The sequence below is a fragment of the Paraburkholderia sp. RL17-347-BIC-D genome (genome assembly GCF_046027915.1).
Classification (GTDB): domain Bacteria; phylum Pseudomonadota; class Gammaproteobacteria; order Burkholderiales; family Burkholderiaceae; genus Paraburkholderia.
In genome coordinates this window covers 66,988-93,040 of record NZ_JARESS010000020.1, presented here as the reverse complement: position 1 = coordinate 93,040, position 26,053 = coordinate 66,988, and the positions used below count along the sequence as shown (strand labels likewise).

The following is a 26,053-nucleotide window of genomic DNA, read 5'->3' as shown; positions in this document are numbered from 1 at the left end:
AGCTATTCCCCGTGATAGGACGCGAGAAACTCGTCGGACGCCACCTCGTCCGCGAGCGCCCGCAGCGTTGCGGCCGAGTCGCGGCCCAGCACGTCTTCCACGCGATTATTCGCTTCAGCCCACAGCACCAATGCCTCCGAGAGGCGCTTCTTGCCAAGGCGGGTAAGCACGCCGTGCTTTGTCCGCCTGTCTTCGGCGTCCTGACGCAATTCCACCAGTCCATCCCGCACCAGCGGCCTTAGCGCATGCGTTAGAGCCGAAATCTGGATGGCCAGCCGAGCCGCCAGGTCCTGCAAGGTCGGTCCCTGTTCACTGCCGCTGGCGGAGAAGCGTTCAATTTCCGCTATCAGGCCGATCTGGGTGGCTTTGAGGTCGAGCGGCGCCAGCGCCTCGTCATATAACTGGCCCAGTCTGCGCGCGGCGCGCCGCAACGCCGTGTTCGTGCACGCGAGTTCGCCGAGGATATCCCGCTCATCAGTAGCTGGCCGATCCAGATCGTCTGGGTTCGCCAGTGAATCAATTTTCTTTCCCATACGCATAGGATGGTTGAGTACTGCACTGTTGACAAGAGGGCGACGTCCGGTTATATACTTGAGCCCTCAATCATTATAGTTGAGTACCAAACTAATGGAGTCACACATGACCAGTTCACGGAAAGTTGCTGTTGTCACCGGAGCGTCGTCCGGTATTGGTGCTGTCTACGCCGACCGCCTTGCCGCTCGCGGCTATGATCTCGTCCTTGTCGCACGGCGCGCCGATCGCCTGGAAGCGCTCGCTGCGAAGGTATCCGCAGCGCACGGTGCCAAGGTCGAGTCAATTGTTGCGGACCTGACGAATGACGCTGATCTGGCGCGGGTCGAGAAAGTTCTCGCCACCGATCCGGCCGTGCGCGTTCTGATCAACAACGCAGGTCTCGCGCGACTGCGGCCGGTCGGGCAATCCTCCGCGGAGGACACGCGCTCGCAGATCGCGCTCAACATCACGGCCCTCACCCGGCTGACGCAGGCCGCCGTGCCGGCATTCGTGTCGCGAAACGAGGGCGTCATCGTCAATATCGCTTCCGTGCTGGCGATCCACTCAATGCCCGTCAGCGCCGTCTATAGCGGTACCAAAGCGTTCGTTCTGCAATACAGCCGTGGACTCCAGCAGGAACTCGCGGAGACTGGCGTGAAGGTGCAGCTCGTCCTTCCGGCATCGACCGCAACCGAAATCTGGGACGAATCCGGCATCCCACTTTCGGCGCTGCAGAAAGAGTCAGTGATGACGACAGAGAACCTGGTCGATGCGGCTTTGTCCGGATTCGATCAGGGCGAAACCGTCACGTGGCCATCAGTGGCCGACGCGAGCCTGTGGGATACCTACGACACTGCGCGCTCGGCATTGTTTGCCGCAACGCAGGTCGGCAAGCCGGCCCCGCGCTACAGAATCGGTTGATTGTCTTCGAGAGCGCAAGGGGCTTCTGACCAGTGTCTTTCGCCGCAGCTGCGAGGGCGCTGGCCAACCCGGCAGCAATTCTCTGGGACCATGCCGATTTACAGTCCTCTCAAGAACGCAACTAGCAGGTCATTCACTTCGGCCGACCGTTCGCGCTGAATCCAGTGGCCCGCTCCATCGAGAATATGGGAACCACGCAATCCGGGCAGCACGCGCGTCAGATTCTCGATGCGAGCCTGCGAGCCCGGAAACTTGAGAACATCGTCTCTCGCGCCCGCCACGAACATCGAAGGCTGCCGGATCACGGCCCCTCGCCATGCGGCCATCAGTTCCGACGAGCGTCGAATGCCGCGGTACCAGTTCAGTCCGCCTCTAAAGCCGGTGCGCGCGAACTCGCCCGCTACGTATGCGATCTCTTCGCTGGTCAGCCAGCCTGGCAGCGTCTCGGGGTCAACCGTGCTGTCGAGAAAACCTGCACCGGGCGCCAGTATCCCTGCCACAACGCGCTCGGGTCCATCGCCCGACATGCTGAACGTGATCCGTCGAATCGCGGCTTCGGGGTCGGCCTCGAACTCGCTCTCGGCCACACCGGGCGTCTGAAAATACTGCATATAGAATGTTCGTATTCCTTGACGATCCAGTGCACTGAGCAAATCCTCCGGCGCAGGCGGATAAAACGGCACGCTCATGCCGACAACGGCACGGAACAGATCCGGCCGCATCATCGCCGCGTTCCAGGCCACCGGCGCACCCCAATCATGGCCGACGATCACCGCCTCGCTCTCACCCAACACGTTGACGAGTTCGACCATGTCGCCGACGAGATGCAGCATGGTGTACGAGTCCGCATCCGGCGGCGCATCGGTGCCGCCATAGCCGCGCATATCCGGCGCGACGGCACGGAACCCCGCGGCGGCGAGCGCCGCCAACTGGTGTCGCCAGGAGTACCAGGACTCCGGAAAGCCATGACATAGCAGCACAAGCGGGCCGCGGCCCTGGCTGGCTACACGCATGCGCAGTGCGCCCACCTGCAGCGTCTCGAGGCGAAGTTCGTCCAAGGTCTGCTCCATGAGGTCAGTTTAGAGTAGCAAGCAACGCTGGCAGCCTGGCGGCGGCCGCCGCGGCCTTGGCCCCGCTCTCCTGCAACAAGTCGAGCTTGGCGGTGTCGTCGGGCCGCATGCCACGCATGATCGCGTTCTGGCTGTTCAGCCGGCATTGCGACAGCCAGGCGTTCAAACCCGCGTTCTGCCGCCAGCTCGTCATGTTGGCAAGGGTCACCGCCCACATGCGTAGCCAGTCTATCGGATGCTCGGGGCTGGGCACGAGGCGGCACAGCGCGTTCTGCTCGGCCGTATCCGCGACATGGCTCTCGACATACGCGATCAGCGCGGCGCTGAACACCGGTTGGCACCAGCGCACCATCAGCAGATTGATCTGGTCGCCGTCGAATATAGGCAGCGCGGGCGGCATCTGGATCGCGCGGGCGGAGCAGTCGATGTAGAGCGTATCGGGATCGGCAGGTAGCGAGCCTCCATCGAGCGTGATCTGCGTCGACTGCACCGATTGCAGATGACCGAGACGCACAATGTCTTCAATGCGCCGGAGTTGTTCCAATTCCGCTTGAGAAATGATGGCGCATCGGTACATGCTGGGTTCGACTGCCTTGTCGATGCGCACGAGCAGGCCGCGCTGCTCCAGCCTGGCAAATAGATCGGGGATCGAAGTCGCCTCGGCAATGGCTTCGAACTGACCGATGGTGCTGCCGATCGTCCGCTCCAGATTCTCCGCACCGGGCTGCGTGTTGGCGCGGTCCAGCAGCCACGCATCGCGCGGCATGATCCAGCGGATACGTGGCGGCGCCACTCCGTTTTGCAGCAGCCAGAGGCAGGCATCCATTCCGGTTTTACCGGAACCGACCACCGTATAGCAGGCATGCGGACCTTGTATGTCGGGTAGCCGGTTCAACGGAATGCAATTCACGTCTGCTGCAACCGTGTACTTGGGAGGATGCGTCGACGGCACTTCTGTCCGCGCATGAGTGGCGTTCACGAGTTTCCTGCGCGCAACGACTTGCCGTTCGTCGCCATTCATCAACGACTTGAAGTGATGCGTGCCGCCTACGCCCGCGCTGTATTCGCTCATTGGAAACCATTGAACGCGGCCCGAGGGCAAGAAGCGCTGCCGCATCACCTGGTCGAAATGGCTCAGCACTTCCGCGCCGCTCGCCAACTCGTACATGCCTATGTTCAGGCCAGTCTCGTCTTTGGTCCAGGTGCTCAGCTCGCGCGAGTTCACGCCGTAAAAGGCGGACGGCTGGTGCAGACCGACGAATGGATAGGCGTCGTTCCAGTGACCGCCGGGACGATGGTGTCTGTCAACCATCACCACGTGGGCATCGGTCTCGCTGAGCAGCGTGTCGACGAAGGCCATGGCAGTCGCGCCCGCGCCGATGACGAGGTAGTCGGTTTCGATCGGTTGAGTGTCCATTGTCTCTCGCTCCCGATGCGTTCTACGGCGGCAACGCATTGCCGATGAATCATGTCGGTGCCGTATGTAAGCGCTCCAGCGAATCAATAAACCTCAATCGATCATTTTGCCGAGTTGCCCATTCGCCCACCTCAAGGGGATACCCGCACGCGTAGCTCGATGTTGATCCGCTCATGAATGGCCTCGCAATGACGAACGAGCGCGGGACGCGAGAGCACGTACTGTTTCAGCGGCGTGTCGATCTCGTAGAAGTAGATGTTGGCGACAAAGCCATAGATCGCCGCGTCGACGGCGGCAGGCTCGGGTCCAAAAACAAATCCGTCGTCGCCGAGCAGATCCGCCACGACACGCAGATCGTCGATACCTCTCGCATAGACCTGCTCCGGCTCATAGCGGCCAATGCCTTGATAGTGATACCGCAACCGGTTGTATTCGCGCGCGGCTTCGAGATCGCTCGCGCTCACGTCTGCGTGCGTTGCGAGAATGGCGTCGCGGAAAGACGGCCAGAAGCGGTCGTCGCGCCAGCGTGAAAAGCTCATCGGCCAGTACAGGTCGTCGAGCGTTCGCCGGACCAGAAAGTCGAGATTCAATTGCCCCGGCGAGAGCGCGTGGTCGATGCCTGGATCGTATCGACGCTTTAAATGCGCGATGATCCGGTCGCTATCGCCAATCGTTTCTTCGCCATCGACCAGATACGGCAACTGTCCGCGCGGTGCAAGGCTCGTGTCGAGGATGTGACGATGCTCGAAATCCATCCCGCACAGACGCATGAACGCGAATACCTTGAGACCGAAGGGATTGTTGTCGGCGACGCCAAACAGGTCGGGATACGAATAAAGCGTCAGCATGAGGCGCTCCTCGCCAGGGGCCGTCACTCTACGCGGAAGCCGCTACTGCGGCGCGCGGAAGTAAGCGGGTACGATGCTCCCAAGCTTACTCGACTCGCGGCTGAACGTCATGTAATCGGCGTGTGCGTCTCGTGCGCGCGCGAAGACGATATCGACGTGATCGGCTTTTTCTCGAGGCGCCGTACACAAGCTCCCGAACTCAGTGACCCAGACCGCTCTTGGCGAGTTGCTGCTCCACGAACTGGGCGAACAGTGAATGCAAATGTGTCGTCGGATGAAGGTCGTCGGCGAACATGTACGTTTGGTCCGCGTTAGAGCTCACGTACGTAGGCGGCGAGCACAGCAAGGACGTATTATTGGGCGTTTTCTTGGGGTCGCAGGCCTGCGCCGTGTTCGACACGGTGAAGCCATTGGCCTGAAAGTTCGCGATGATCCCGTTCAACCACGTGTAGGCATCGATCTGGATGACTTTCGCTTGCAGGCCACCGGTCTGCAACGCGGTGTTCAGGGTATCGTTGAACAGTTGCGATAACTGGGTCAAGTTGGCCCCGCCATCGGACGACGTGATGCCGTCCGGCGAGAGTCCGACATTCGGAAGATTGACAACCACGACGTGCACACCGCCGTTCTGGACGATCTGCCCGATTATCTGAGCGAGGGTGTTGGCCGCGGTCTGCACGGTCGGCGCCGCAGCCGGCAGCGGCCCGGCGCGAAGCACGTCGTTCGCGCCCGCCCAGACGAGCACCAGTTGATTGGCGTTAAAGCTGCTGTGCGCGGCCAGATAGCTCGAAACCTGCTGATTGACAGGCATTTCGACGTTGCCGATCACCGCAGTCAGAAAATCGGATTGGTTTGCCGGCGTCGCAACCGTGGCACCGCCTTCCGCATAACCGAGGCCGCCCTGCGCACTGAGCTTATGCGTAATGTCGATCGTGTATGCGGCCTTTAGCGTGTCGCCGTAGTACTGCGCGACATTCTGAGTCCACACTTGTCCAGGATTCGTCGTGAAACGCCCGCCGCCGACCGCGCTTGCGAGCGGCGCGTAGGTGCCGACGTCGGAAAGACTGTCGCCGAACGAGACGATTTGCAGATTGATGCCGCCTGCCGGTGTGGCTGCGCTGCCGCTATTATTCGAGTCGCCTCCGTGCCCGCCACACGCCGCGAGCAGTGAGATCGCCACGGCAAAAATTGCAGCGCGTACCTTGTCATTTATTCCATGCATCGCAGCGTCTCCCTAACCGGCCGGAGAGCTGTGGCCGCTTTGCGGCTTAACCGCGCGTCGCTCTCCCGATAAGCACTCCATTCAAGCAAAAAGCGTGCGCTGTCGCAGTTGGCATTGCCGGGTTGTCATGCACGCTCTCGAGAGCGGCGGACGACATGAAGCAGTTACGGGGAGTACGACCGTCGTCAATTAAAGGATTCCATATCAATTCAGCGCCGGGATTTTCCGCGTGTGCCTCATGACTTATCGGACACATCTGCCAGCGTAGAATCACACACTCACTTCAAAAAACTCGCTCCCTATTACACACAAAACGGATCCGACATGGAAATCAAGTGGATCGAGGACTTCATCGCACTCTCCCAGTATCAAAGCTTCTCGCGCGCGGCGGAGTTCCGGAATGTCACGCAGTCAGGATTCAGCAGGCGCATTCAGTCGCTTGAGCAGTGGGTGGGCGCGGACCTGATCGACCGCAGCAGTTTCCCTCCGACGCTGACGCCAGCCGGGCAACTGTTTCGTGAGGCCGCGGTCGACATATTGGGCAAGCTGTTCGATACGCGAGCCATCATTCGCATCGATCAACGCATGGCCGGCAAAGGCTTGCAGATTGCAGCGGGCCATACGATCGCGCTGAGTTTCCTGCCGGCCTGGTTGAAGGCGCTGACGGCACGTTTCGGTGAGGTCCGTGCCCGCGTGATACCCACTAATGTCCACGACTCCATTCTGATGCTCGTGAACGGCAACTGCGAACTGATGTTCGCCTATCATCACCCGGAGCTTCCCCTTCATCTCGACCCGATCAGGTATGAGCATGTCACCGTCGGCGTCGATGTACTGCTGCCAGTCTGCCGGCCAAATCCACGTGGTGCGCCCGTCTTCCGGTTGCCGGGAACAGCGGCCCGTCCATTGCCGTTGATTTCGTATACAGAAACCAGCTATTTCGGCCGCTGCCTTGCACTGCTTTTGAGCCGGGTCGACACGACGCCGGCATTGCGGCCTCACTACGAGTCCGATATGGCGGAGGTCCTCAAGAAACTGGTCCTGGAAGGCGAAGGAGTCGCGTGGCTTCCCAAAAGCTCGATCGTCACCGAACTCGACTCGGGCGAGCTGGTGCTCGCGGGCCGCGACACATGGAATCTTGAAGTCGAACTTCGCGCCTACCGTGATGCGTCGAATCGCAATGAGTTTCTCGACACGCTCTGGCGCGACCTTCGCGCCGCGTCACCTGCGGTCGATTAGGGGTTATCCCGCGTTATGCGAGTTTCGCATATCCCCATGCAGGACCCGAATCGAGTCTTTTTCGATCATCTCTATCATCCGTCCATACACAGAAACGCCGCGTCGCTAACGACGTTTTTGCCTCCTGCCAGCGTACTGCGGTCACGTCTGACCCTTGTGCGCATCCCTCGGACTGATGGAAATGAAAAACCGCCTAACTTTCTATATTGTGGTCGGCATGGCGCTCGGCGTGATTGTCGGCTACGTGTGCCACCGGAGCGCCGCCGGTGCTGCGGAAGCGAAGACCATCGCCGGTTACTTCTCGATCATCACCGATATCTTCTTGCGGCTCGTGAAGATGATCATCGCGCCGCTCGTCTTCGCCACGCTGGTGTCCGGTCTCGCCGGCATGGAAGGGACGAGCGACGTGCGCAGAATCGGGCTCAGGTCGGTGGGATGGTTCGTGTGCGCCTCACTGTTCTCGCTCGCGCTCGGCCTCGTCCTTGCGAACGCGCTGCAACCCGGCGCGGGACTGCATATGACGCAGACCAGTTCCGATGTGGCCACGGGCCTCAACACCGCGGGTCTGAACTTCAAGGACTTCGTCACGCATGCGTTTCCCTCCAGCATCATCGATGCGATGGCTCGAAATGACATCCTGCAAATCCTCGTCTTTTCGGTCCTGTTCGGCGTCGTCCTGAGCGCCATCAAAAAGGACCCGCGTGTCACACCGCTGATCGCCGCCATCGATGCGCTCGTACCTACCATGCTGAAGTTGACCGACTATGTGATGCGGCTCGCACCCATCGGTGTTTTCGGCGCCCTGGCATCCGCGATTACGGTGAACGGCCTGGATGTGCTGGCCACGTACGGCAAGCTCGTCGGCAGCTTCTATCTCGGTCTTGTCACGCTGTGGATCGTCCTCATCCTCGTCGGTCATGTCTTTCTGGGCAAGTCGATCTGGAAGTTGCTAAAAGCCGTCCGGGAACCCGCCATGCTCGCCTTCTCGACTGCGAGCAGCGAGGCCGCTTATCCGCGTCTGACCGAGAAGCTCGAAGCGTTCGGTATCGACAAGAAAGTCGTCGGCTTTACGTTGCCGCTTGGCTATGCGTTCAATCTCGATGGCTCGATGATGTACCAGGCGTTTGCCGCGATTTTCATTGCGCAGGCGTTCGGCATCGACATGCCGCTCAGCGCGCAAATCATGATGTTGCTGGTCCTGATGTTGAGCAGCAAGGGAATGGCCGGCGTCGCAAGAGGTTCCGTGGTGGTGGTCGCCGCTGTTGCGCCGATGTTTCACCTGCCCCCGTCCGGCGTGGTGCTGATCCTCGCTATCGATCAGATTCTCGATATGGGGCGAACCGCCACGAACGTGATTGGCAACAGCATCGCGACGGCCGTTATTGCGAAGTGGGAAGCGAAGCGGGCCGTCAAGCAGTTCGCCGATGGTGACAGCGTTGCCTTGGGCCAACTGCAAGGCGAGACGAAATGATCAGCGCAAGCGTGCTGAGCGGGAAGAAGTTCGGCGTGGTGGGCGGCCTGGGTCCACTGGCGAGTGCCGACGTCTTTTTCAAGCTCGTCAAATCGACGCCCGCGTCGAGCGATGCGGAACACGTCGACGTCATTTTCGAACAGCATCCCTTCGGCGGCGCGGTCACGGGTAGCGAAGCGACGACTCAGCGCAAGCTGTACATCTTCGACATGATCAGCAGTTTCGAGAAGCGAGGCGTGACGACCGTCGTACTCCCGTGCTTTCTCAGTCATACGTTCATCGATGAGCTGAAGGCTAACTCGCCCTTGCAGATTGTCGATATGGTCGAAGCCGTGCGCAGCCATGTTCGCAGAAAATTTCCGACTGCGCGGCGAGTCGGCGTGCTGACCTCGGACTACACCCGTCGAAAAGGATTGTTTGAGAAGTATTTCGCGGCACCGGAATTTGAAATCATTCATCCCCGTCCACGTGACGGCGTCGACCTCATCACCGAAGCGGTCTACGGCGCGAACGGCGTCAAGAGCGGAAACCTGTCTGGCCGGCCCGTTGCGCTTCTGCGCGAGGCGTGCGAGGACCTCATTGCGCAAGGCGCCAATATCATTGTGCCGGGCATGACCGAGATCGCACTCGTGGCCGAGGAAATGGGTGCTTTCCGAGTGCCACTGATCGATTCGAATCTTGCCTATGCGCAGTACGTGATAGCGGGCGATTACGGTTCGCCCGAATCAATCTTCAAGGTGGGAGTGGTGGGTGGGGTTGGGCCCGCGGCTACGGTGGACTTCATGCAGAAGATCGTACGCAACACGCCGGCGAATCGCGACCAGGACCATATCAGGCTTCTGATTGAACAGAATCCCCAGATTCCCGATCGCACGGAAAACCTGATCGGTGACGGGCCCGACCCGACTATTTCGCTTTACGCGACCTGCAAGAAGCTCGAGTCGGGCGACGCGGACCTCATCGCTATTCCGTGTAACACCGCGCATGCATTTGTCGAACGCATTCAGCCGTATCTCGGCATACCAATCGTCAATATGTTGACGGTGACGGTCCGCCATCTCCGCGAGACGTTTCCGCTGCTTCGTTCCGTCGGCGTGCTGGCAACTTCGGGCACGATCGCAAGCGGCGTCTACGAGAAGGCTCTTGAATCAGGAGGATTGCAGCAAATCGTGCCTCGCGCGGATTTGCAGGCGCGGGTGATGGAAGCGATCTACGGCAAGGAAGGCGTGAAGGCGGGATTTACCACCGGACAGTGCCTGGACGATGTCTGCGCCGCCATTGACGGGCTCATTGCGGAAGGCGTCGAAGTGATCATCCTGGGATGCACCGAGTTGCCGCTTTTATTGCCGCAGAAGAGTTTCGTCGGCACGACCGGCATGCGCGTCAGTCTGGTCGACCCGACCGATGTCCTGGCACAGCAATGCGTGGCCCTGGCAACGGCGGCCGCGGAACGGCCCACTACCCGATCGGAACACCAACCCGGTCAAATTCGCTGACTAACGCGACATACCAACGAACACAGTAGTACTGCCTGATGACGTCGACATGCGACGTCTTTCTTTGCGCTGTTAAATCCTTATAGGACACTGGACATGAACATCAAGACTACCCTTCAACAGGCTGCCTGTCTGCGTAAGTCGAGCACAACGCTAGCCGCTGTGCTTCTGGTATGCGCTGGTTCCTTGTACGGCACCAGCGTTTGGGCTGCGGACACAACCTCTGATAACGCGCCCGCTACCGATGCGGCAAGCCCGGCCGCCGCCTCGCCGCGGATTCTCGTTTTGGCGACCGGCGGCACGATTGCCGGCACAGCCGACCCGCGTTCGGCCATTGGCTACAACTCGGGCAACGTCAAAGGTCAGGAACTGGTTCGGGCGGTTCCAGGCATTGAGAAACTCGGGAGCATCACCTCTGAGCAGATATCCAATGTCGGATCGCAGGATATGAACGACGAGATCTGGTTCCGGCTCGCGCGCCGCATCCAGGAGGCCTTCGATCGAAATGAAGCAGACGGGATCGTGATCACCCACGGCACGGATACGATGGAAGAAACGGCATTCTTCCTGCAAAACGTTGTGCGCTCGGATAAGCCGGTGATTCTGGTGGGGTCGATGCGGCCCGGCGGATCGACGAGCGCGGATGGCCCCAACAATCTCTACGAAGCCGTGGAAGTAGCAGCGAGTCCGAAAGCGCGAGGTCGAGGTGTGATGGTGGTCATGAATGATCAGATCCACGGGCCGCGCTGGATTACCAAGACCAACACGACAGCCGTGCAGACTTTTGCTTCGCCGAACGCGGGTGTGATCGGCTATGTCGATCCGGCCAGCATTCGTTTCGTCGCGCCCGCGCCCGCTCTTGCCTCAACACGCGATACCCTTGGCTTGCCGGCAAATGGCCGTCTACCGCGTGTGGAAATCGTCTATGCGCACAGCAACATGGACGGAGCGCAGATCGATCACGCTATTGCCGATGGAGCCAAAGGTATCGTGCTGGCGGGCGAAGGCGATGGCGATGCATCCAAGGAGGCGCTGGCTGCCCTCGACCGGGCGGCGAAAAAGGGCATCGTGGTTGTCCGCTCGACGCGCGTGATGTCGGGGTTCGTCAACAGAAACGTGGAAGTCGAGGACGACAAGCGTGGTTTCGTCGTCTCGCTCGATCTGAATCCACAAAAGGCGCGCTTGCTCACCCAGTTGCTGATCGCGAACGGTACAACCAATCCCGCCAAAGTCCAACAGGCGTTCTCCGGCACGTTTTGACGGGGGTGCGCGGCACGAGCCAATCTTGGACGGCCAAGCGGCCGTCTTCGATTGGCGAGCCGTGACAGCCGATCCGCTCGTTAGTCTCGCGCCCTGTCGATCGCGCTGACAGCCAACTCCCGCGCAAGGTCCGCGTACAGTTCGGCCCACTTGCCTATCAAACTGGGATCATCGGTCAGGAAAAGCGGGTGTTCGGCCCAGGCGCTGACGTCCGCACCTTTCCAGGCCATTTCGAATATCCGCAACTCCTCATCCTCGCTGACGCCGACGTCGACCAGTTCGCCGAACGAGGCGAGGTTGGACAGCGACACCTCATGGGCCGCAATGCCGTGGATAGCACCCAGCGCGCCGGTCGCCCGCTTTCGAGCATCGTCGCGGCCACCGGCAAACAGGAACACGATGCTTTCGTCGTGCGCGTTGTTGAATACCGCCCGATACAGCGAGGTTTTGCAGCGATGGCTCAGTTGCGTGCCCATGGTTGCCCCCGGTTCCGAAAACTGTTCGTCGTTTTGCTCCGCCGCCTGGGTCCCGCTGAGTGGCGTCTCCGAACGCTGCTGCCGGTCGCGGTATCTGTCGCTGCTCCAGTACAGGTAAATACCGCACACGACCAGGCAGGCCAGCGCGAGAATCCCGACGCCCCCAAGTATCGCCAGATCCGCATGCGCCATTTCAGGCCTCCTCTAGTCTCGCGCGTGCCTCGCCCGCCATTTGCTGGACCATGCCGGGCACGCCATCTATCAGAATACGGCGGCCCCGCTCGACTTTTTAAACCGTCCCACGCACGAAGCGGACGTGGGCGGCGAAGAATCGGTCCGCTCGCACCGCCGGCGTGGCCATGATCCGCGAGCGTAGGGACGATGCTTCGAGTATCTGATGGGAGTTGTTATTGATCAACAGAGCACACCTCTCTATTGACCAATCGGCCCCGCTATAGGACGCTATTAGGCTGACGGCAGTGCACCGGACGGCTGTCACGCCCGCTCCGATCTTCCGAAACTGCGCCTCCGCATACGCCGGGCCTAGGTCGCGGCAACAAAGTCCAGCGGCTCCTTTTGCAGTTCAGCCGCGATGAAGTCGACAAATGCGCGGCCCGCCAGACGGGTGGCTCGGTCACCGGCCTCGTCTACGATGTAAAGACAGACCATATCGAAACGGTCGTTTCTTCTGCACCGCTGCGGCCCGACTCGGATCAATGAACGTCAACAAGGCTCGGCGGCATGCGCAAGCTCTCGCGCATGCCGTCCACCGCATCTACACACCAGCCAGCGCCGGCAGATCCACCTCATACGAAACGCGTTCGCGCCAGCTACTCATCTCTGGCTGATGAACCACGCGACTCTGACGCGGCGCGCTTTCGACACGTCTCGGCAATGGCGCCGGATAACGCGCACGTTTCTTCTCCAGAATGGCCTGGCTCAAAAACTCAGCGCTGTAGGCATTCAACAAGTGCGCATGATGCGCTTCGATATAAGCGGCAATCTGCGCCTGTTCGCCTTCGATCATGGCCAGTAACGCCAGCGTCTGCGCATCCCAACGAAAGCGCAGGCCGAGTTCGTCGAAAGCGGCGTTATAGGCGCACAACTGCGCCTGGATTTCGGCATGGTGCACGCTGTCGCCAGCGTCGAATTGCAAGGGGTTCATGGTCGTCTCCATCAGGCAGTTGGCATGACCAAAGAGTAGAAGAGCCCATGAATAAACAATAGTTAAAGTTTTTTCGAAAAACGATAGTGTTTTGTTTATATATTGGTTTACCCCAAGTAGCCTCAGGAGCCAGATCTGCGCACTTAAACAGTGGGGCGTCGCCCTCAATCAAGCCATGGCTAAGGGCGGCAGTCGATCCATTAGGAATACCTAATGCAAACCATAAAATGTTTTAACTTTTACTTATTACTGTTCTCGCGCAGCATCCCCTCAGACGCGCTGCACGACCTATTGCCTCTCATCCGGCGGTTCTGCGTTTGACGGGTAAGGGTTTTCGTTAGTGCAGCTCCCTCTGGCCGACCATTGGCGCCTCGTTGCCCGCAAACTTAGCGGCGATGGAGCGGTTCGATCACGTAGGTCCAACGCGCCGCTTGAGCGCGACGGAATATACAGGAGACGGAGACATGGGCTATTCCAGTGCATCGGAAAGAGGCCGTACTGCATTCACGCATCACCGCTGGGTGCAACTCGCGATCGGCATTGTGTGCATGGGACTCGTCGCGAACCTGCAATATGCGTGGACGCTGTTCGTCGTACCGATGGACAACGCCCACCATTGGGGACAAGCGGCGATCCAGACCGCGTTCACGATCTTCATCGTCACCGAAACCTGGCTCGTGCCAGTCGAAGGCTGGCTCGTCGATAAGTTCGGGCCGCGCCCGGTCGTAATCGGCGGCTCGCTGTGCGCGGCGCTCGGCTGGATCATCGACGCGCATGCGAGCAGTCTCGCCGCGCTGTATGTCGCGGCAGTCATCGCCGGGATCGGCGCGGGCTGCGTGTACGGCACCTGCGTCGGCACGGCGCTCAAATGGTTTCCGGACAAGCGCGGTCTCGCGGCTGGTTTGACCGCGGCGGGTTTTGGCGCTGGCGCGGCCGTCACCGTGATTCCGATCGCCGACATGATCCAGCGTTCCGGCTACCAGCACACGTTCATGTTCTTCGGCATTTTCCAGGGCGTCTGCATTCTGCTGCTCGCCACCATGCTGATCCGGCCGAAGCCGCCCGCAACCGCCGTCGCCGCTAAACGCATCGTCGCTAGCAAGATCGACTACACGCCAGGCGAGATGATCCGTTCGCCGCTCTTCTGGGTGCTGTATCTGATGTTCGTATTCGTCGCGGCCGGCGGCATCATCGCGACCGCGCAGCTCGGGCCGATTGCGAAGGAATACGGCTTTGCCAAGCTGCCTGTGAATCTGATGGGCATCACGCTGCCGCTCCTCACGATGACACTGTCTATCGACAACCTGTGCAACGGCTTCACCCGTCCCTTGTGCGGCTTTCTGTCGGACCGCATCGGCCGGGAAAACACGATGTTCATGATCTTTCTCGGCGAAGGCGTCGCACTGCTAGGACTCATGCAGTTCGGCCATAACCCGTACGCCTTCATGTTCTTCGCGGCCGCCGTGTTCCTGTGCTGGGGCGAAATCTTCTCGATCTTCCCGGCGACCTGCGCGGACACGTTCGGCAGCAAATACGCCGCAGCCAACGCGGGAACGCTTTACACCGCGAAGGGCACGGCATCGATGCTGGTACCGCTTGCATCGGTGCTGTCGGTGAACGGCGGATGGAGCACGGTGTTCATCTCGGCCGCCGTGGTGTCGATCGCGGCAGCCGTGTCCGCAAAGTTCATCCTCGCCCCCATGAGAAAGCGCTGGATCGAAAACTCAGGCGCGCCGACCAGCGTGGTCATCGCTGAGGCAAGGCTGCAGCCGTCGTCCGGCGGCACGCCTGATTGACTGACCACGTGAGCGCACCGCTCGCAACAAACCACACAACGCCCCGCCACCAAGGAGAGATGTCATGGCAGAAGCCGACCAGCCCACAACAGACGAAACGTCGACACAACAGGCGACCGAGACGACCGACGGATTCCATCTCGTCATCGACGCGCTGAAACTGAACGACATCAACACCATCTTTGGCCTGGTCGGCATCCCGATCACCGACCTGGCGCGGCTTGCCCAAGCCGAAGGCATGCGTTTCATCGGCTTTCGCCATGAACAGCACGCAGGCAATGCGGCGGCCGTTTCCGGTTACATGACGAAGAAGCCGGGAATCTGCCTGACGGTGTCGGCACCCGGCTTTCTGAATGGACTGACCGCGCTCGCCAACGCGACCACCAACTGCTTCCCGATGATCCTGATCAGCGGTTCGAGCGAGCGCGAAATCGTCGACCTGCAGCAGGGTGACTACGAAGAGATGGATCAGTTGAATGCGGCCAAGCCGTACGCGAAGGCCGCGTATCGCGTGCTGCATGCGGAAGATATCGGCATCGGCGTGGCGCGGGCAATCCGGGCTGCGGTGTCGGGCCGTCCGGGCGGCGTGTATCTGGACTTGCCTGCCAAGCTGCTCGCGCAAACGCTGGACGCCGTGAAAGCGCAGCAATCGCTGGTGCGCGTGATCGACGCCGCGCCGCGTCAGTTGCCCGCACCGGAATCGGTCAAGCGTGCAATCGATGTGCTGAAGAGCGCCAAGCGTCCGCTGATCCTGCTCGGCAAGGGCGCGGCGTACGCGCAAGCCGACGCGGAGATTCGCGCGTTCGTCGAACAAAGCGGCATTCCGTATCTGCCGATGTCGATGGCCAAGGGCCTGCTGCCCGATACGCACGAGCAATCGGCGTCGGCGGCTCGTTCGTTCGTGCTGCAGGAAGCCGATGTCGTCGTGTTGATCGGCGCGCGTCTGAACTGGTTGCTCTCGCATGGCAAGGGCAAAACGTGGGGCGCCGAGCCGAAGAAGTTCGTCCAGATCGACATCTCGCCGACGGAAATCGACAGCAACGTCGCGATTGCCGCGCCGGTGATCGGCGATATCGGCTCGTGCGTGGCGGCACTGCGCGAAGGCATCGATGCGAGCTACACGAAGCCGAGCGCCGAGTGGACCGGCGCGATCGCCGAGCGCAAGAACAAGAACCTCGCCAAGATGGCCGCGACGCTCGACAAGAATCCGTCGCCGATGAATTTCCACAGCGCGTTGCGCGCGATCCGCGACGTGCTGAAGACGCGCCCGGACATCAACGTCGTCAATGAAGGCGCGAACACGCTCGACTACGCGCGCAGCATCATCGACATGTACGAGCCGCGCAAGCGCTTCGATTCGGGCACGTGGGGAATCATGGGCATCGGCATGGGCTTCGCGATCGGCGCGGCGGTGACGAGCGGCAAACCGGTTGTAGCGATCGAAGGCGACAGCGCATTCGGCTTCAGCGGCATGGAACTCGAAACCATCTGCCGATACGACCTGCCGGTCTGCACGATCGTCTTCAACAACAACGGCGTGTATCGCGGCACCGACGTGAACCCGACTGGCGGCAAGGACGTCGCGCCGACCGTGTTCGTGAAGAACGCGCGTTACGACAAGATGATCGAGGCATTCGGCGGCATCGGCTATCACGCGACCACGCCCGAAGAGTTGACGAAGGCGCTGCTCGAATCGATCGCTTCGGGCAAGCCGAGCCTGATCAATGCCGTCATCGACGAAGCGGCCGGCACCGAAAGCGGCCGACTGACCAATTTGAATCCGCAAAGCGCGGCAATGAAAAAGTAGTCTGGGCAACCACGGAGATTTCAACATGAGCAAACCTCTCGAAGGCATCAGGATCATCGACTTCACGCACGTTCAAGCGGGCCCCGCATGCACGCAGTTGCTCGCCTGGTTCGGCGCGGACGTCATCAAGGTTGAACGGCCGGGTTCCGGCGACGTGACGCGCAATCAGTTACGCGATATCCCCGATGCGGACGCGCTGTACTTCACGATGCTCAACAGCAACAAGAAGTCGCTCACGCTGGACACGAAAAAACCCGAAGGCAAAGAGGTGCTCGAAAAGCTGATCCGCGAATCGGATGTGCTGGTCGAGAATTTCGGCCCGGGCGCGTTGGACCGGATGGGCTTTTCGTGGGAACGGCTGAACGAACTCAACCCGAAGATGATCGTCGCCTCGGTGAAGGGCTTCAGCGACGGCCACCACTACGACGACCTGAAGGTCTACGAAAACGTCGCGCAATGCGCAGGCGGCGCGGCCTCCACCACCGGCTTCTGGGACGGCCCGCCGACCATCAGCGCCGCGGCGCTCGGCGATAGCAACACCGGCATGCATCTGGCCATTGGCATTCTGACTGCATTGCTGGGACGCGACAAAACCGGCAAGGGCCAGAAAGTCGCCGTGTCGATGCAGGACAGCGTGCTCAACCTGTGCCGCGTGAAACTGCGCGACCAGCAGCGGCTGGAGCGCGTTGGCTACCTCGAGGAATATCCGCAGTATCCGCACGGCGAATTCAGCGATGTGGTGCCGCGCGGCGGCAATGCGGGCGGCGGCGGCCAGCCGGGTTGGGTGCTCAAGTGCAAGGGCTGGGAAACGGATCCGAACGCTTACATCTACTTCACGATCCAGGGCCACGCGTGGGAACCGATCTGCAAAGCGCTCGGCAAGCCCGAGTGGATCGATGACCCGGCCTACAAGACGGCGGAAGCACGTCAACCGCATATCTTCGACATCTTCAAAACGATCGAAGGCTGGCTTGCCGACAAGACCAAGTTCGAAGCGGTCGACATCCTGCGCAAGTTCGACATTCCGTGCGCACCGGTGCTGACCATGAAGGAACTGGCCAACGATCCCTCGCTGCGCGCGAGCGGCACGATTGTCGAAGTGCCGCACAAGAAACGCGGCTCGTATCTGACTGTCGGCAGCCCGATCAAGTTTTCGGATATGAAGCCGGAAATCACCGCCTCGCCGCTGCTGGGCGAACACACGGAAGAAGTGCTCGCGAGCCTCGGCTACAGCAAGCAGGACATTTTCAACCTGCGCGAAGTGAAAGCGGTTTAAATGGTGCTATGCAAGGCCGGGTATAAGCCCGGCCTTGCCGATGCGGCGTCCCTGGCGGCGCCGTATTCTATTGAGCATTCGTGTTTTCACATTGGGGGAGCGCCATGCAGCACGCCATCGACTTCCAGCAACTTGCCAACGCAATCGGCGACGCGATCATCATTTCAGACGCCCGCGGCAGCATCACATTCTGGAACCCCGCGGCTGAACGCATGTTCGGCTTCACGCAAAGCGAGGCGCTCGGCAACTCGCTGGACCTGATCATCCCGGAACGTCTGCGCGGCCGCCATTGGGACGGCTATCAGAAGACCATGGCAACAGGCGAAACCCGCTATGGCAACGACGTGTTGCGCGTCCCCGCCGTGCACAAGGACGGGCGCTCGCTGTCGATTGCCTTCACGGTCGCCTTGCTGCACTCGCCGACAAACGAACTCACCGGCATCGTCGCAGTGATCCGCGACGAAACCAGCCGCTTCCAGGAGGATCGCCTGCTGCGCAAACGGCTTGCCGAACTGGAGGCATCCGCCGGCGCGTGAGCGCGTCGTCGCCCCAGTCCTTGGCCGTTCCCGCCGTCGTCTTGCCGTCCGTCGCTGTAGACTCTGCCAGATCGCGTTTTCAATCACACCGGATCAGGCAACATGGACCGCATCGACGCAATGAAGGTGTTCGTCGCCACGCTCGACGAAGGGAGCCTGGCCGGCGCGAGCCGTCGGCTCGGCCGCTCGCCCGCCGCGGTTAGCCGCGCCATTGCGTTCCTGGAAGAACATGTCGGCACGGCCCTGCTGCATCGCACGACGCGGACCATCAAACTGAGCGAAGCCGGCGAGCGATATGCCGCCGCCTGCCGGCGCATTCTCACCGATCTCGAAGAGGCCGATCTGCTGATCGCCGGCGAGCGCTCCGCGCCGCGCGGGCTGCTCACGATCACCGCACCGGTGGCCGCCGGCCAGGACATGCTGCAGCCGATCATCGACGAATTCGTCGACCGCTATCCGGCGGTCTCGGTGCGCCTGAATATGCTCGACCGCCCGGTGAGCCTGATTGACGAAGGGATGGATCTGGCGTTGCGCATCGCCCATCTGCCCGATTCGACGCTGGTGGCGATCCCCGTCGGCGAAGTGCGGCGGGTCGTTGCCGCGTCGCCTCGCTACCTGGCGAAGCACCCGCCAATCACCGAACCTGCCGATCTGGCCCAGCATCAGATCATCTCCATGACCCACTTCGGCCTGGATTCGTGGAGCTTTCCGCCGCCGAACGGCTCGACGATTCCGCGCGTCGTGCAATTCACGCCCCGCTTTATCGTCAACAGTATTCAGGCGGCCGTGGCCTCTGCGGTCGCGGGACACGGCGTCACTCGCATGTTTTCCTACCACATCGCCGAACAGGTCAAGGACGGCTCGCTCAAGATCGTCCTGAGCGACAACGAGCCCGCTCCGCTGCCGGTCCACCTGCTGACGCCGCACGGGCGCCTTGCCGTGCCCAAGGTGCGCGCGTTCGTCGATTTCGCTGCGCCGCGCCTGCGCCAGCATTTCACCCAATCCCAGCGGATTACCACGCGAAATTGAATCGTTTCGCGGAAGAATGTCTACCGTGCCGCGTGGATTCTCTCTTCAATCGGTTCAATCTAGACTTAGTCCCATCGAGATCACCTAGCGCAAGCGGTCGGCCGTCCCGGCGAGTTCACTGACACGACCGACGCCGGGCTCGATTTGAATCGGCAATCTTCGCAACGGGCAAACATCCCGCATGTGGACGGCGGCCACAGCGCCGGCGCCCCCGGCATCGCTCGTCCCATGGCGAGGCATTCCGCATTCAGTTTGCAATCCTCATGAGAGGCATTGCAAGTCGTGACCTTCGTACCTATCGTGTCGAGCCCGCCAGCAAGACGAGTCGACACGCAACCGAACAGTGGAGGCAGTGATGCAACGTGCAGTCGTCAACGAACCGATCCCGCCGGCATTCAATGTCTGGCGCGGCACGCTGGCAGGAGCCAGCGCGAGCCTTGTCGGTATCGGCCTCGCGCGTTTTGCTTATACCCCGTTATTGCCGGCGATCGTCAGCGCGCACTGGTTTCCGGCGTCGACCGCTGCCTATCTCGGTGCAGCCAATCTCGGCGGCTATCTGGCGGGCGCGCTCGCAGGCGGTTGGCTGGCACGGCGTTTCGACGCCACGTTCGTTCTGCGCGCGATGATGCTGCTCGTGACCGTCGCGTTCGTCGCCTGCGCGTTTCCGGTTTCGTTTCTCTGGTTCTTCGGCTGGCGCTTCGCATCCGGCCTGGCGGGCGGCGCGCTGATGGTGCTCGCCGCGCCGACCGTCCTCGCGCACGTCACCCCATCGCGCAAGGGCTTTGCGAGCGGTGCGATCTTCAGCGGCATTGGTCTTGGCATTGCGGCCTCCGGGACGATCGTGCCGATACTGCTGCGTCAGGGCCTGATGCAAACGTGGCTGGGACTTGCCGCGATCTCCCTCGCGCTGACGGCCGTCGCGTGGAACGGGTGGCCCGGCCGAGGCGAATCCGCCGTGCAGCACACGGCGCATCACCGAGGGCATGGCCGGTCTTATCCGGCTGCATCGATGCGCGCGCTCTACACCGAGTATGCGTTGAACGCCGTGGGGCTCGTTCCGCACATGATCTTTCTGGTCGATTTCGTGGCACGCGGCCTCGGCAAGGGCCTCGATGTCGGCGCGCAATATTGGGTGCTGTTTGGACTCGGCGCGATTGTGGGCCCGTTGCTGAGTGGTCATCTGGCTGACCGTACCGGGTTCGGTCCGGCGCTGCGCGTGGCCTATCTCCTGCAGATCGTCGCGGTCGCGCTGCCGGCTGTCGTGCGCGGACCTGCGGCACTGATCGTGTCGAGCGTCGTAGTCGGCGCGTTCGTGCCGGGCATCGTCGCGCTCGTGCTCGGCAGGGTCAATGAATTGCTCGCGCATCATCCGGCTGCCCAGAAAGGCGCCTGGAGCGCGGCGACCACCAGTTTCGCCGTCTTGCAGGCCGTCGCGGCGTACGGCTTGTCGTTTCTGTTCGCGCACGACGGCGGCAACTACGCGACGCTGTTCGTGATCGGCGCGGCGTCTTTGGCGCTTGCTCTGGCGGTGGATCTGTTCGCGGCGCTTCGCTTCGGTTCGAAGCAAGCCTAGCCACTCCGCTCCAGGCGTTTTTATCCACTACTCGAACTGTGAGAACCCCATGACCTCCGATATCCGCTTTCTGCAAGCACTTGGCGTGCAACATCCCATCATTCAGGCGCCGATGGCAGGCATCTCGACGCCCGCACTGGCCGCCGCGGTTTCCAATGCCGGCGCGCTCGGCTCGATCGCCGTGGGTGCGAGCACCGCGCAGCAAGCGCGTGAACTGATCGTCGCGACACGCGCGCTCACGAGCAAGCCGTTCAATGTCAACGTGTTCTGCCATCGGCCGGCGTACAGCGATCCGCTTCGCGAAGCGACCTGGCTTGCGCATTTGCAGCCGCTGTTCGCCGAGTTCGGCGCCAGAACACCCGCTGCGCTCAAGGAGATTTACACGAGCTTTGTAGTCGACGAGGCGCTGCTGCAAGTGCTGATCGAAGAGCGTCCCGCTATCGTCAGTTTCCATTTCGGGCTGCCATCGCGCGAATGGATCAATGAACTGCATCGCGCCGGCATTCTGCTGTTCGGTTGCGCGACCACGCCGCACGAGGCCATGCAGATCGAGCAAGCCGGACTCGATGCGATCGTCGCACAAGGTGCGGAAGCAGGCGGTCACCGCGGCGTTTTCAATCCGGACGATGACGCGATGATCGGCACCCTGGCGCTGGTCAGGCTGATCGCAAAACAGTCGACGCTGCCGGTCATCGCCGCGGGCGGCATCATGGACGGTCAAAGCATTGCCGGCGCACTGCTCCTCGGCGCTCGCGCAGTGCAGATGGGCACCGCGTTCGTGCTGTGTCCCGAATCGGGCGCGGATGCCGCCTACCGGAGCGCACTGACCACCCAACGCGCGTACCGGACGGCCGTGACGGCCGCGATCTCCGGCCGCCCGGCACGTGGGCTGAGCAACCGGTTGTTTACCGACGTCGACTCGCCGGACGCGCCGCCGCTGCCGGACTATCCGATTGCATATGACGCCGCCAAGGCGCTGAACGCCGCGGCCCGCGCAAAGGGCAGCACCGAATTTGCCGTCCAATGGGCCGGCCAGGGCGCGCCGCTCGCGAGAGCATTGCCTGCGGCGGAGCTGGTTGCCACGTTGGTGAGCGAACTTGCCGAAGCAGAGGGCCGGTCACGCTCGCAGTCATTTGCCGGGACGACGATATGAACACCCCCCAACAAGCTTCCCTGCCGTCCGCTCAGGCAACGCGCGGTCTCGATTATTCCGCGCGACATGAGCGTTACTGGCGCCGCAATCTGGCCGTGTGCGTATTCGGCTCGTTCACCACGCTCGTCAGCCTGAGCATGCTGCTGCCGTTCTTGCCCATCTACGTCCAGCAACTCGGTGTGCAGTCGCAGTCCGCCGTCATCCAGTGGTCGGGAATCGCGTTCGGCGCCACGTTTTTTGGAACTGCGATCACCGCGCCCGTGTGGGGACGGCTTGCCGATCGTTATGGCCGCAAGCCGATGCTGGTGCGCGCGGCCGTCGGCATGGCGGTGGTGATGTCCTTGATCGGCATTGCGCACAACGTGCATCAGCTCGTCGCCCTGCGCTTGCTCGCGGGCCTGGTAGGCGGCTACTCGTCGGCGTCGACGGTGATGGTCGGCACACAGGCGCCGAAGGAACGCGCGGGCTGGGCGCTGGGCGTGCTGTCGACGGGCGCGCTGGCCGGTAATCTGATCGGGCCGCTCGTCGGCGGATTCTTGCCGGGCTGGCTCGGCATTCGCGGCACGTTCTTCGCCGGCGGCGCCATGATCGCGGTGGCCGCGTTGCTCACGATTTTCGTCGTCAAAGAAGATTTCGACCCGGCCACTCATTCCAGCCGACGTCCCGCCGAGCACGCACCGGCGAGCACGCATCGCAACAACTATCCGGTGATCGCCGCGTTGCTCGTCACAGCGATGATGGTGCTGCTCGCCAACATGTCGATCGAGCCCGTCATCACGGTCTATGTCGGCAGTCTCGGCGTGCCGTCGCTTCATCTGGCGCGCGTGGCGGGTATCGTAATGGCCTGTTCGGCGTTCGGCAGCATGCTCACGGCGGCGCGCCTCGGCGCCTTGGCCGATCGGATCGGCAGCTGGAACGTGATCGTCGCTTGCCTGGTGTTGACCGGTCTGGTGATGATTCCGCAAGCGTTCGTTCACGCGTGGTGGCAACTGGCGGGATTACGCGCGCTGATGGGCATGACGCTGGCCGGTCTCCTGCCTGCAATTGCCAAACTGGCCCGGCATGCGGTCGAAGAGCACAAGACCGGTCAGATGCTCGGTTACCTGCAGTCGGCGCAATTCAGCGGACAGGTCGTCGGTCCGATTATCGGCGGCGTGATCGCTGTCCATCTCGGGCTGCATTCCGTGTTCTTCGTCACGGGCTCGTTGCTGGTGGCGTGCGCCGCGCTCGCGCAGTGGGCGCGGACTCGTCAGCAAGCGGTTGCTTGAGCGAAGAGACAGTCCTCGTCATTGGCCCGCGACGGTTTTACCCGACGGATTCTTTACCCTCGCGTGCAATTGAGTGCGAATCTCGCTCGCGACCGCCGGCGGCAGCGGAATATAGTCCAGGTCCTCCGCCGCCTGATTGCCGTTCGTCAGCGCCCAGTCGAGGAACCTCAGTGTTTCCTCGCCGCGATCCGGTTTGGCCTGCGTACTGTGAACCAATATATAGGTCGCGCCGACGACAGGCCACGCGTTCGCGCCCGACTCGTTGGTCAAGATCGGAAAGAGCGATTTGGACCAGTCGGCACTCGCGGCGGCGGCCTTGAATGTTTCCGGTCCAGGCTGAACCACGGCACCCGAGGCATTTTCCATGGCCGCGTACGACATATGATTCTGCTTCGTAAAATCCCACGCAACGTAGCCGATCGCGCCGGGCAGATGCTGCACGAAGGTGGCCACTCCTTCGTTGCCTCTTCCGCCTATTCCGCGCGGCCAGCGCACTGAAGTCCCCTCGCCGACTTTGCTCTTCCATTCAGGGCTGACCTGCGCGAGAAAGTGCGTCCAGATCAGCGTCGTACCTGAACCGTCGAGCCGACGGACCACAGCGATAGGCGTGTCGGGCAGCTTGATCGTGGGATTGATGGCGGCAATGGCCGGAGCATTCCAACTGATGATTTTGCCCAAATAGATATCTCCCAGCACACGCCCGGAGAGAATCAGTTCGCCGGGCTTGATACCAGGCAGATTGATGACCGGCACGATACCGCCGATCACCGTTGGAAACTGGAGCAGGCCATTCTTCGCCAGCTCGTCGTCGCTCAACGGTGCGTCCGACCCGGCGAAATCGACCTGGCTGACCATGATTTGCTTTAACCCTTCCGTCGACCCGACACCGCGATAGCTCACCGTCCCGCCGCCCGCACGCTGGTAGGCGTTGGCCCATGTCGTATAAATCGGCGCGGCAAAGGTGCTGCCGGCGCCGGTGATGTCGGCGCTGTGCGCGGCGACCGTCAACAAAGCGCCGGCCATACCGGCCAACAATGTTTGTGTATAGCTCACGAAAGACCTCACTCGGAATTGTTGTCAAAGCTCATGAAGTGAAGCTCGCCGGGTAACGACGCGTGGCGTGAAGAAACTATTGTCTGGCGGGCTCTTTTAAACTTTCTATTTCCACCGGTTTGTCGTCGCGCTGCGGTGTGCCAACTGAAAATAGGACATCCGCGGCGCTGAAAAACTAACCCTCCTCATTACAGGACGGTGAAGGTCAGGAGGCAAATTGAATCGCTCTATCACCACGGCATGGAAATGACTCGTCATTCCGATTCGCCATGCTGAACAGCGCAACCCCTCCGTTCAAGCGAAAGTTCGTTGGATAGTCGCGTGGAATTCGCTTCGAGCACAGTGCCGGCATGGCCCTCGAAATTTTTACGTTGTAGGATGGGTATCGCAGTTTGCTAAGTGACGTGGCACGCGGTACCTTACGTTCACCTCACTTCCGTCCGCTTTGGGAACTCACGCAACTCGAGCCGATGAACTCCACACCTCATACGCGTGATACCGCATCTGCATCTGCATCTGCACAAGAGCGGACCTCGGATAATCCCGGCAAACGCGCCGGCACGGCTTCGCCGGACATGTCGCCGGCCGTGGCGTTTTCGACGCTGGCCGCGCCAATGGTCGTGCAGGTGGCGCAACGCACCGGCACCCTGTGCGTCAGTGCCGACCCGGAAAGTCTGCACAAACTACGTGTCGCGCTGCGTCGACTGCGTTCGCTGTGGTGGGCCTACGATCCGCTCATCGACAGATCGCAGGCAAGATGGCAGCGGCGCGAATTCAAGGCGCTCGCCGATTCCGCCGGGCAGACGCGTGACTGGGATATCCTGAAACACTTACTGGCGGAAGACGCGCCGACGCCGCACTCTTTTGCGGTGCTCATCGAAAGAGTCGATCTCTTGCGCGGCCAAGCGCTTTTGCGCAGTCGCGCAACGATCGCCGCGGCAAACGTCGAAGCCATGCTCGCGCAACGAATAGCGGGCGTGATGCTGCAACTCGACGCCTGCTCGTTTGACGAACCGCTTGCGGTATTCGCCGCGAACCGTGTTGCGAAGGCGAAGCGCGCGCTGCGAAAACGGATGGAGCGTGTGCTTAGGAATCCCGACGCCGTATACGCAGAGGTCCACGAAGTCCGAATCGCAGGGAAAAAGATGCGCTATCTGTTGGAGTTTTTCGCGCCTCTACTCGAAAGCGGGAACGAGATCGGCGTCGTAGAGCTCACGCAATTGCAGGACGAGCTAGGAAAGCTCAACGACATCGTTTCCAGTGAAGCGCTGCTCCTTGAGCATACAACTCAGCTTGGTGGGCGCGGCGTTGTAGAAGATGCGATAGCACATTTGAGGCATCGCAAAGGCGACCACATGCAACGTGCCGACGCACTGTTACGCGCGTTCAGCGACACGTTTGCCGGCGAGTGTCCCGACGCCGGCATGCGCTGACGGTATCGCGTGCGCAGCCGTTGTTGCTGAA

At 61.4% G+C, this 26,053-nt stretch carries 22 protein-coding genes; 14 read left to right on the top strand and 8 right to left on the bottom strand.

The genetic code is table 11. The features are described from left to right. Positions 1-2: 2 nt before the first annotated feature. Complete coding sequence (locus P0D96_RS25310) at positions 3-533, bottom strand: MarR family winged helix-turn-helix transcriptional regulator (RefSeq protein WP_408178542.1); 531 nt, start codon at positions 531-533, stop codon at positions 3-5. A gap of 106 nt (positions 534-639) precedes the next feature. On the opposite strand from P0D96_RS25310, the gene P0D96_RS25305 reads away from it, so the two are divergent. After that, positions 640-1,434: an SDR family NAD(P)-dependent oxidoreductase gene (locus tag P0D96_RS25305; protein WP_408287085.1), complete on the top strand. Its 795-nt coding sequence runs from the start codon at positions 640-642 to the stop codon at positions 1,432-1,434. A gap of 98 nt (positions 1,435-1,532) precedes the next feature. Here the strand turns inward: P0D96_RS25305 and P0D96_RS25300 are convergent, their stop codons facing one another. The 4 genes from P0D96_RS25300 to P0D96_RS25285 all read right to left on the bottom strand — a co-directional run bounded on the left by P0D96_RS25300 (position 1,533) and on the right by P0D96_RS25285 (position 5,991). Beyond that, positions 1,533-2,492 (bottom strand): alpha/beta fold hydrolase, encoded by a 960-nt coding sequence (locus P0D96_RS25300; protein WP_408316015.1) that lies wholly within the window; start codon positions 2,490-2,492, stop codon positions 1,533-1,535. A 16-nt stretch (positions 2,493-2,508) separates the two neighbouring features. Continuing rightward, positions 2,509-3,921 carry an NAD(P)-binding protein gene (locus P0D96_RS25295; RefSeq protein WP_408316013.1) on the bottom strand — a complete coding sequence of 471 codons (1,413 nt, stop codon included), beginning with the start codon at positions 3,919-3,921 and terminating at the stop codon, positions 2,509-2,511. A gap of 131 nt (positions 3,922-4,052) precedes the next feature. After that, on the bottom strand, positions 4,053-4,769 hold the full coding sequence (locus P0D96_RS25290) for a glutathione S-transferase C-terminal domain-containing protein (RefSeq protein ID WP_408316011.1): 717 nt from the start codon (positions 4,767-4,769) through the stop codon (positions 4,053-4,055). A gap of 199 nt (positions 4,770-4,968) precedes the next feature. Then, on the bottom strand, positions 4,969-5,991 hold the full coding sequence (locus tag P0D96_RS25285; protein WP_408316009.1) for an SGNH/GDSL hydrolase family protein: 1,023 nt from the start codon (positions 5,989-5,991) through the stop codon (positions 4,969-4,971). A 324-nt stretch (positions 5,992-6,315) separates the two neighbouring features. Here P0D96_RS25285 and P0D96_RS25280 point away from each other — a divergent pair, with 324 nt between their 5' ends. The 4 genes from P0D96_RS25280 to P0D96_RS25265 all read left to right on the top strand — a co-directional run bounded on the left by P0D96_RS25280 (position 6,316) and on the right by P0D96_RS25265 (position 11,457). Next, positions 6,316-7,230: a LysR substrate-binding domain-containing protein gene (locus tag P0D96_RS25280; protein ID WP_408316084.1), complete on the top strand. Its 915-nt coding sequence runs from the start codon at positions 6,316-6,318 to the stop codon at positions 7,228-7,230. A gap of 181 nt (positions 7,231-7,411) precedes the next feature. Beyond that, on the top strand, positions 7,412-8,701 hold the full coding sequence (locus tag P0D96_RS25275) for a dicarboxylate/amino acid:cation symporter (protein WP_408178536.1): 1,290 nt from the start codon (positions 7,412-7,414) through the stop codon (positions 8,699-8,701). Continuing rightward, positions 8,698-10,197 (top strand): cysteate racemase, encoded by a 1,500-nt coding sequence (gene cuyB, locus P0D96_RS25270; protein ID WP_408316007.1) that lies wholly within the window; start codon positions 8,698-8,700, stop codon positions 10,195-10,197. The genes P0D96_RS25275 and cuyB overlap by 4 nt, the downstream gene beginning before the upstream one ends. A 96-nt stretch (positions 10,198-10,293) precedes the next feature. Continuing rightward, positions 10,294-11,457, top strand: coding sequence for an asparaginase (locus P0D96_RS25265; protein WP_408178534.1), 1,164 nt, complete (start codon positions 10,294-10,296; stop codon positions 11,455-11,457). A gap of 80 nt (positions 11,458-11,537) precedes the next feature. Here the strand turns inward: P0D96_RS25265 and P0D96_RS25260 are convergent, their stop codons facing one another. Continuing rightward, on the bottom strand, positions 11,538-12,125 hold the full coding sequence (locus P0D96_RS25260; protein WP_408316005.1) for a hypothetical protein: 588 nt from the start codon (positions 12,123-12,125) through the stop codon (positions 11,538-11,540). 583 nt (positions 12,126-12,708) lie between these two features. Continuing rightward, positions 12,709-13,098 carry a hypothetical protein gene (locus tag P0D96_RS25255; protein ID WP_408287077.1) on the bottom strand — a complete coding sequence of 130 codons (390 nt, stop codon included), beginning with the start codon at positions 13,096-13,098 and terminating at the stop codon, positions 12,709-12,711. 464 nt (positions 13,099-13,562) lie between these two features. On the opposite strand from P0D96_RS25255, the gene oxlT reads away from it, so the two are divergent. The 8 genes from oxlT to P0D96_RS25215 all read left to right on the top strand — a co-directional run bounded on the left by oxlT (position 13,563) and on the right by P0D96_RS25215 (position 23,536). After that, positions 13,563-14,894 (top strand): oxalate/formate MFS antiporter, encoded by a 1,332-nt coding sequence (gene oxlT / locus P0D96_RS25250; RefSeq protein ID WP_132383806.1) that lies wholly within the window; start codon positions 13,563-13,565, stop codon positions 14,892-14,894. Positions 14,895-14,958: 64 nt separating this feature from the next. Next, positions 14,959-16,701: an oxalyl-CoA decarboxylase gene (gene oxc / locus P0D96_RS25245; protein WP_408316003.1), complete on the top strand. Its 1,743-nt coding sequence runs from the start codon at positions 14,959-14,961 to the stop codon at positions 16,699-16,701. Between the two features lie 25 nt (positions 16,702-16,726). Next, positions 16,727-17,977, top strand: a complete 1,251-nt coding sequence (gene frc / locus P0D96_RS25240; protein WP_132383802.1) for a formyl-CoA transferase — start codon at positions 16,727-16,729, stop codon at positions 17,975-17,977. Between the two features lie 104 nt (positions 17,978-18,081). Beyond that, positions 18,082-18,513, top strand: a complete 432-nt coding sequence (locus tag P0D96_RS25235) for a PAS domain-containing protein (RefSeq protein ID WP_132383800.1) — start codon at positions 18,082-18,084, stop codon at positions 18,511-18,513. A 102-nt stretch (positions 18,514-18,615) separates the two neighbouring features. Next, on the top strand, positions 18,616-19,542 hold the full coding sequence (locus P0D96_RS25230) for a LysR family transcriptional regulator (protein ID WP_408251890.1): 927 nt from the start codon (positions 18,616-18,618) through the stop codon (positions 19,540-19,542). A 355-nt stretch (positions 19,543-19,897) separates the two neighbouring features. Next, positions 19,898-21,115 (top strand): YbfB/YjiJ family MFS transporter, encoded by a 1,218-nt coding sequence (locus P0D96_RS25225; protein WP_408316001.1) that lies wholly within the window; start codon positions 19,898-19,900, stop codon positions 21,113-21,115. Positions 21,116-21,164: 49 nt separating this feature from the next. After that, positions 21,165-22,268: an NAD(P)H-dependent flavin oxidoreductase gene (locus P0D96_RS25220; RefSeq protein ID WP_408178527.1), complete on the top strand. Its 1,104-nt coding sequence runs from the start codon at positions 21,165-21,167 to the stop codon at positions 22,266-22,268. Then, positions 22,265-23,536, top strand: coding sequence for an MFS transporter (locus tag P0D96_RS25215; RefSeq protein WP_408178526.1), 1,272 nt, complete (start codon positions 22,265-22,267; stop codon positions 23,534-23,536). The genes P0D96_RS25220 and P0D96_RS25215 overlap by 4 nt, the downstream gene beginning before the upstream one ends. Before the next feature lie 18 nt (positions 23,537-23,554). Here P0D96_RS25215 and pstS read toward each other — a convergent pair whose 3' ends face one another. Then, positions 23,555-24,559, bottom strand: coding sequence for a phosphate ABC transporter substrate-binding protein PstS (pstS, locus tag P0D96_RS25210; protein WP_408316082.1), 1,005 nt, complete (start codon positions 24,557-24,559; stop codon positions 23,555-23,557). 500 nt (positions 24,560-25,059) lie between these two features. On the opposite strand from pstS, the gene P0D96_RS25205 reads away from it, so the two are divergent. Then, complete coding sequence (locus P0D96_RS25205) at positions 25,060-26,022, top strand: CHAD domain-containing protein (protein WP_408315999.1); 963 nt, start codon at positions 25,060-25,062, stop codon at positions 26,020-26,022. Positions 26,023-26,053 lie beyond the last annotated feature (31 nt).

What these genes read in the sequence shown, in the direction of transcription:
- P0D96_RS25290 (WP_408316011.1), bottom strand. Translation starts at nt 4,769, where the DNA reads ATGCTGACGCTTTATTCGTATCCCGACCTGTTTGGCGTCGCCGACAAC.
- P0D96_RS25265 (WP_408178534.1), top strand. Translation starts at nt 10,294, where the DNA reads ATGAACATCAAGACTACCCTTCAACAGGCTGCCTGTCTGCGTAAGTCG.
- cuyB (WP_408316007.1), top strand. Translation starts at nt 8,698, where the DNA reads ATGATCAGCGCAAGCGTGCTGAGCGGGAAGAAGTTCGGCGTGGTGGGC.
- P0D96_RS25295 (WP_408316013.1), bottom strand. Translation starts at nt 3,921, where the DNA reads ATGGACACTCAACCGATCGAAACCGACTACCTCGTCATCGGCGCGGGC.
- pstS (WP_408316082.1), bottom strand. Translation starts at nt 24,559, where the DNA reads ATGGCCGGCGCTTTGTTGACGGTCGCCGCGCACAGCGCCGACATCACC.
- P0D96_RS25225 (WP_408316001.1), top strand. Translation starts at nt 19,898, where the DNA reads ATGCAACGTGCAGTCGTCAACGAACCGATCCCGCCGGCATTCAATGTC.
- P0D96_RS25285 (WP_408316009.1), bottom strand. Translation starts at nt 5,991, where the DNA reads ATGCATGGAATAAATGACAAGGTACGCGCTGCAATTTTTGCCGTGGCG.
- P0D96_RS25205 (WP_408315999.1), top strand. Translation starts at nt 25,060, where the DNA reads ATGAACTCCACACCTCATACGCGTGATACCGCATCTGCATCTGCATCT.
- P0D96_RS25305 (WP_408287085.1), top strand. Translation starts at nt 640, where the DNA reads ATGACCAGTTCACGGAAAGTTGCTGTTGTCACCGGAGCGTCGTCCGGT.
- P0D96_RS25220 (WP_408178527.1), top strand. Translation starts at nt 21,165, where the DNA reads ATGACCTCCGATATCCGCTTTCTGCAAGCACTTGGCGTGCAACATCCC.
- frc (WP_132383802.1), top strand. Translation starts at nt 16,727, where the DNA reads ATGAGCAAACCTCTCGAAGGCATCAGGATCATCGACTTCACGCACGTT.
- P0D96_RS25280 (WP_408316084.1), top strand. Translation starts at nt 6,316, where the DNA reads ATGGAAATCAAGTGGATCGAGGACTTCATCGCACTCTCCCAGTATCAA.
- P0D96_RS25310 (WP_408178542.1), bottom strand. Translation starts at nt 533, where the DNA reads ATGGGAAAGAAAATTGATTCACTGGCGAACCCAGACGATCTGGATCGG.
- P0D96_RS25215 (WP_408178526.1), top strand. Translation starts at nt 22,265, where the DNA reads ATGAACACCCCCCAACAAGCTTCCCTGCCGTCCGCTCAGGCAACGCGC.
- oxc (WP_408316003.1), top strand. Translation starts at nt 14,959, where the DNA reads ATGGCAGAAGCCGACCAGCCCACAACAGACGAAACGTCGACACAACAG.
- oxlT (WP_132383806.1), top strand. Translation starts at nt 13,563, where the DNA reads ATGGGCTATTCCAGTGCATCGGAAAGAGGCCGTACTGCATTCACGCAT.
- P0D96_RS25260 (WP_408316005.1), bottom strand. Translation starts at nt 12,125, where the DNA reads ATGGCGCATGCGGATCTGGCGATACTTGGGGGCGTCGGGATTCTCGCG.
- P0D96_RS25255 (WP_408287077.1), bottom strand. Translation starts at nt 13,098, where the DNA reads ATGAACCCCTTGCAATTCGACGCTGGCGACAGCGTGCACCATGCCGAA.
- P0D96_RS25235 (WP_132383800.1), top strand. Translation starts at nt 18,082, where the DNA reads ATGCAGCACGCCATCGACTTCCAGCAACTTGCCAACGCAATCGGCGAC.
- P0D96_RS25230 (WP_408251890.1), top strand. Translation starts at nt 18,616, where the DNA reads ATGGACCGCATCGACGCAATGAAGGTGTTCGTCGCCACGCTCGACGAA.
- P0D96_RS25275 (WP_408178536.1), top strand. Translation starts at nt 7,412, where the DNA reads ATGAAAAACCGCCTAACTTTCTATATTGTGGTCGGCATGGCGCTCGGC.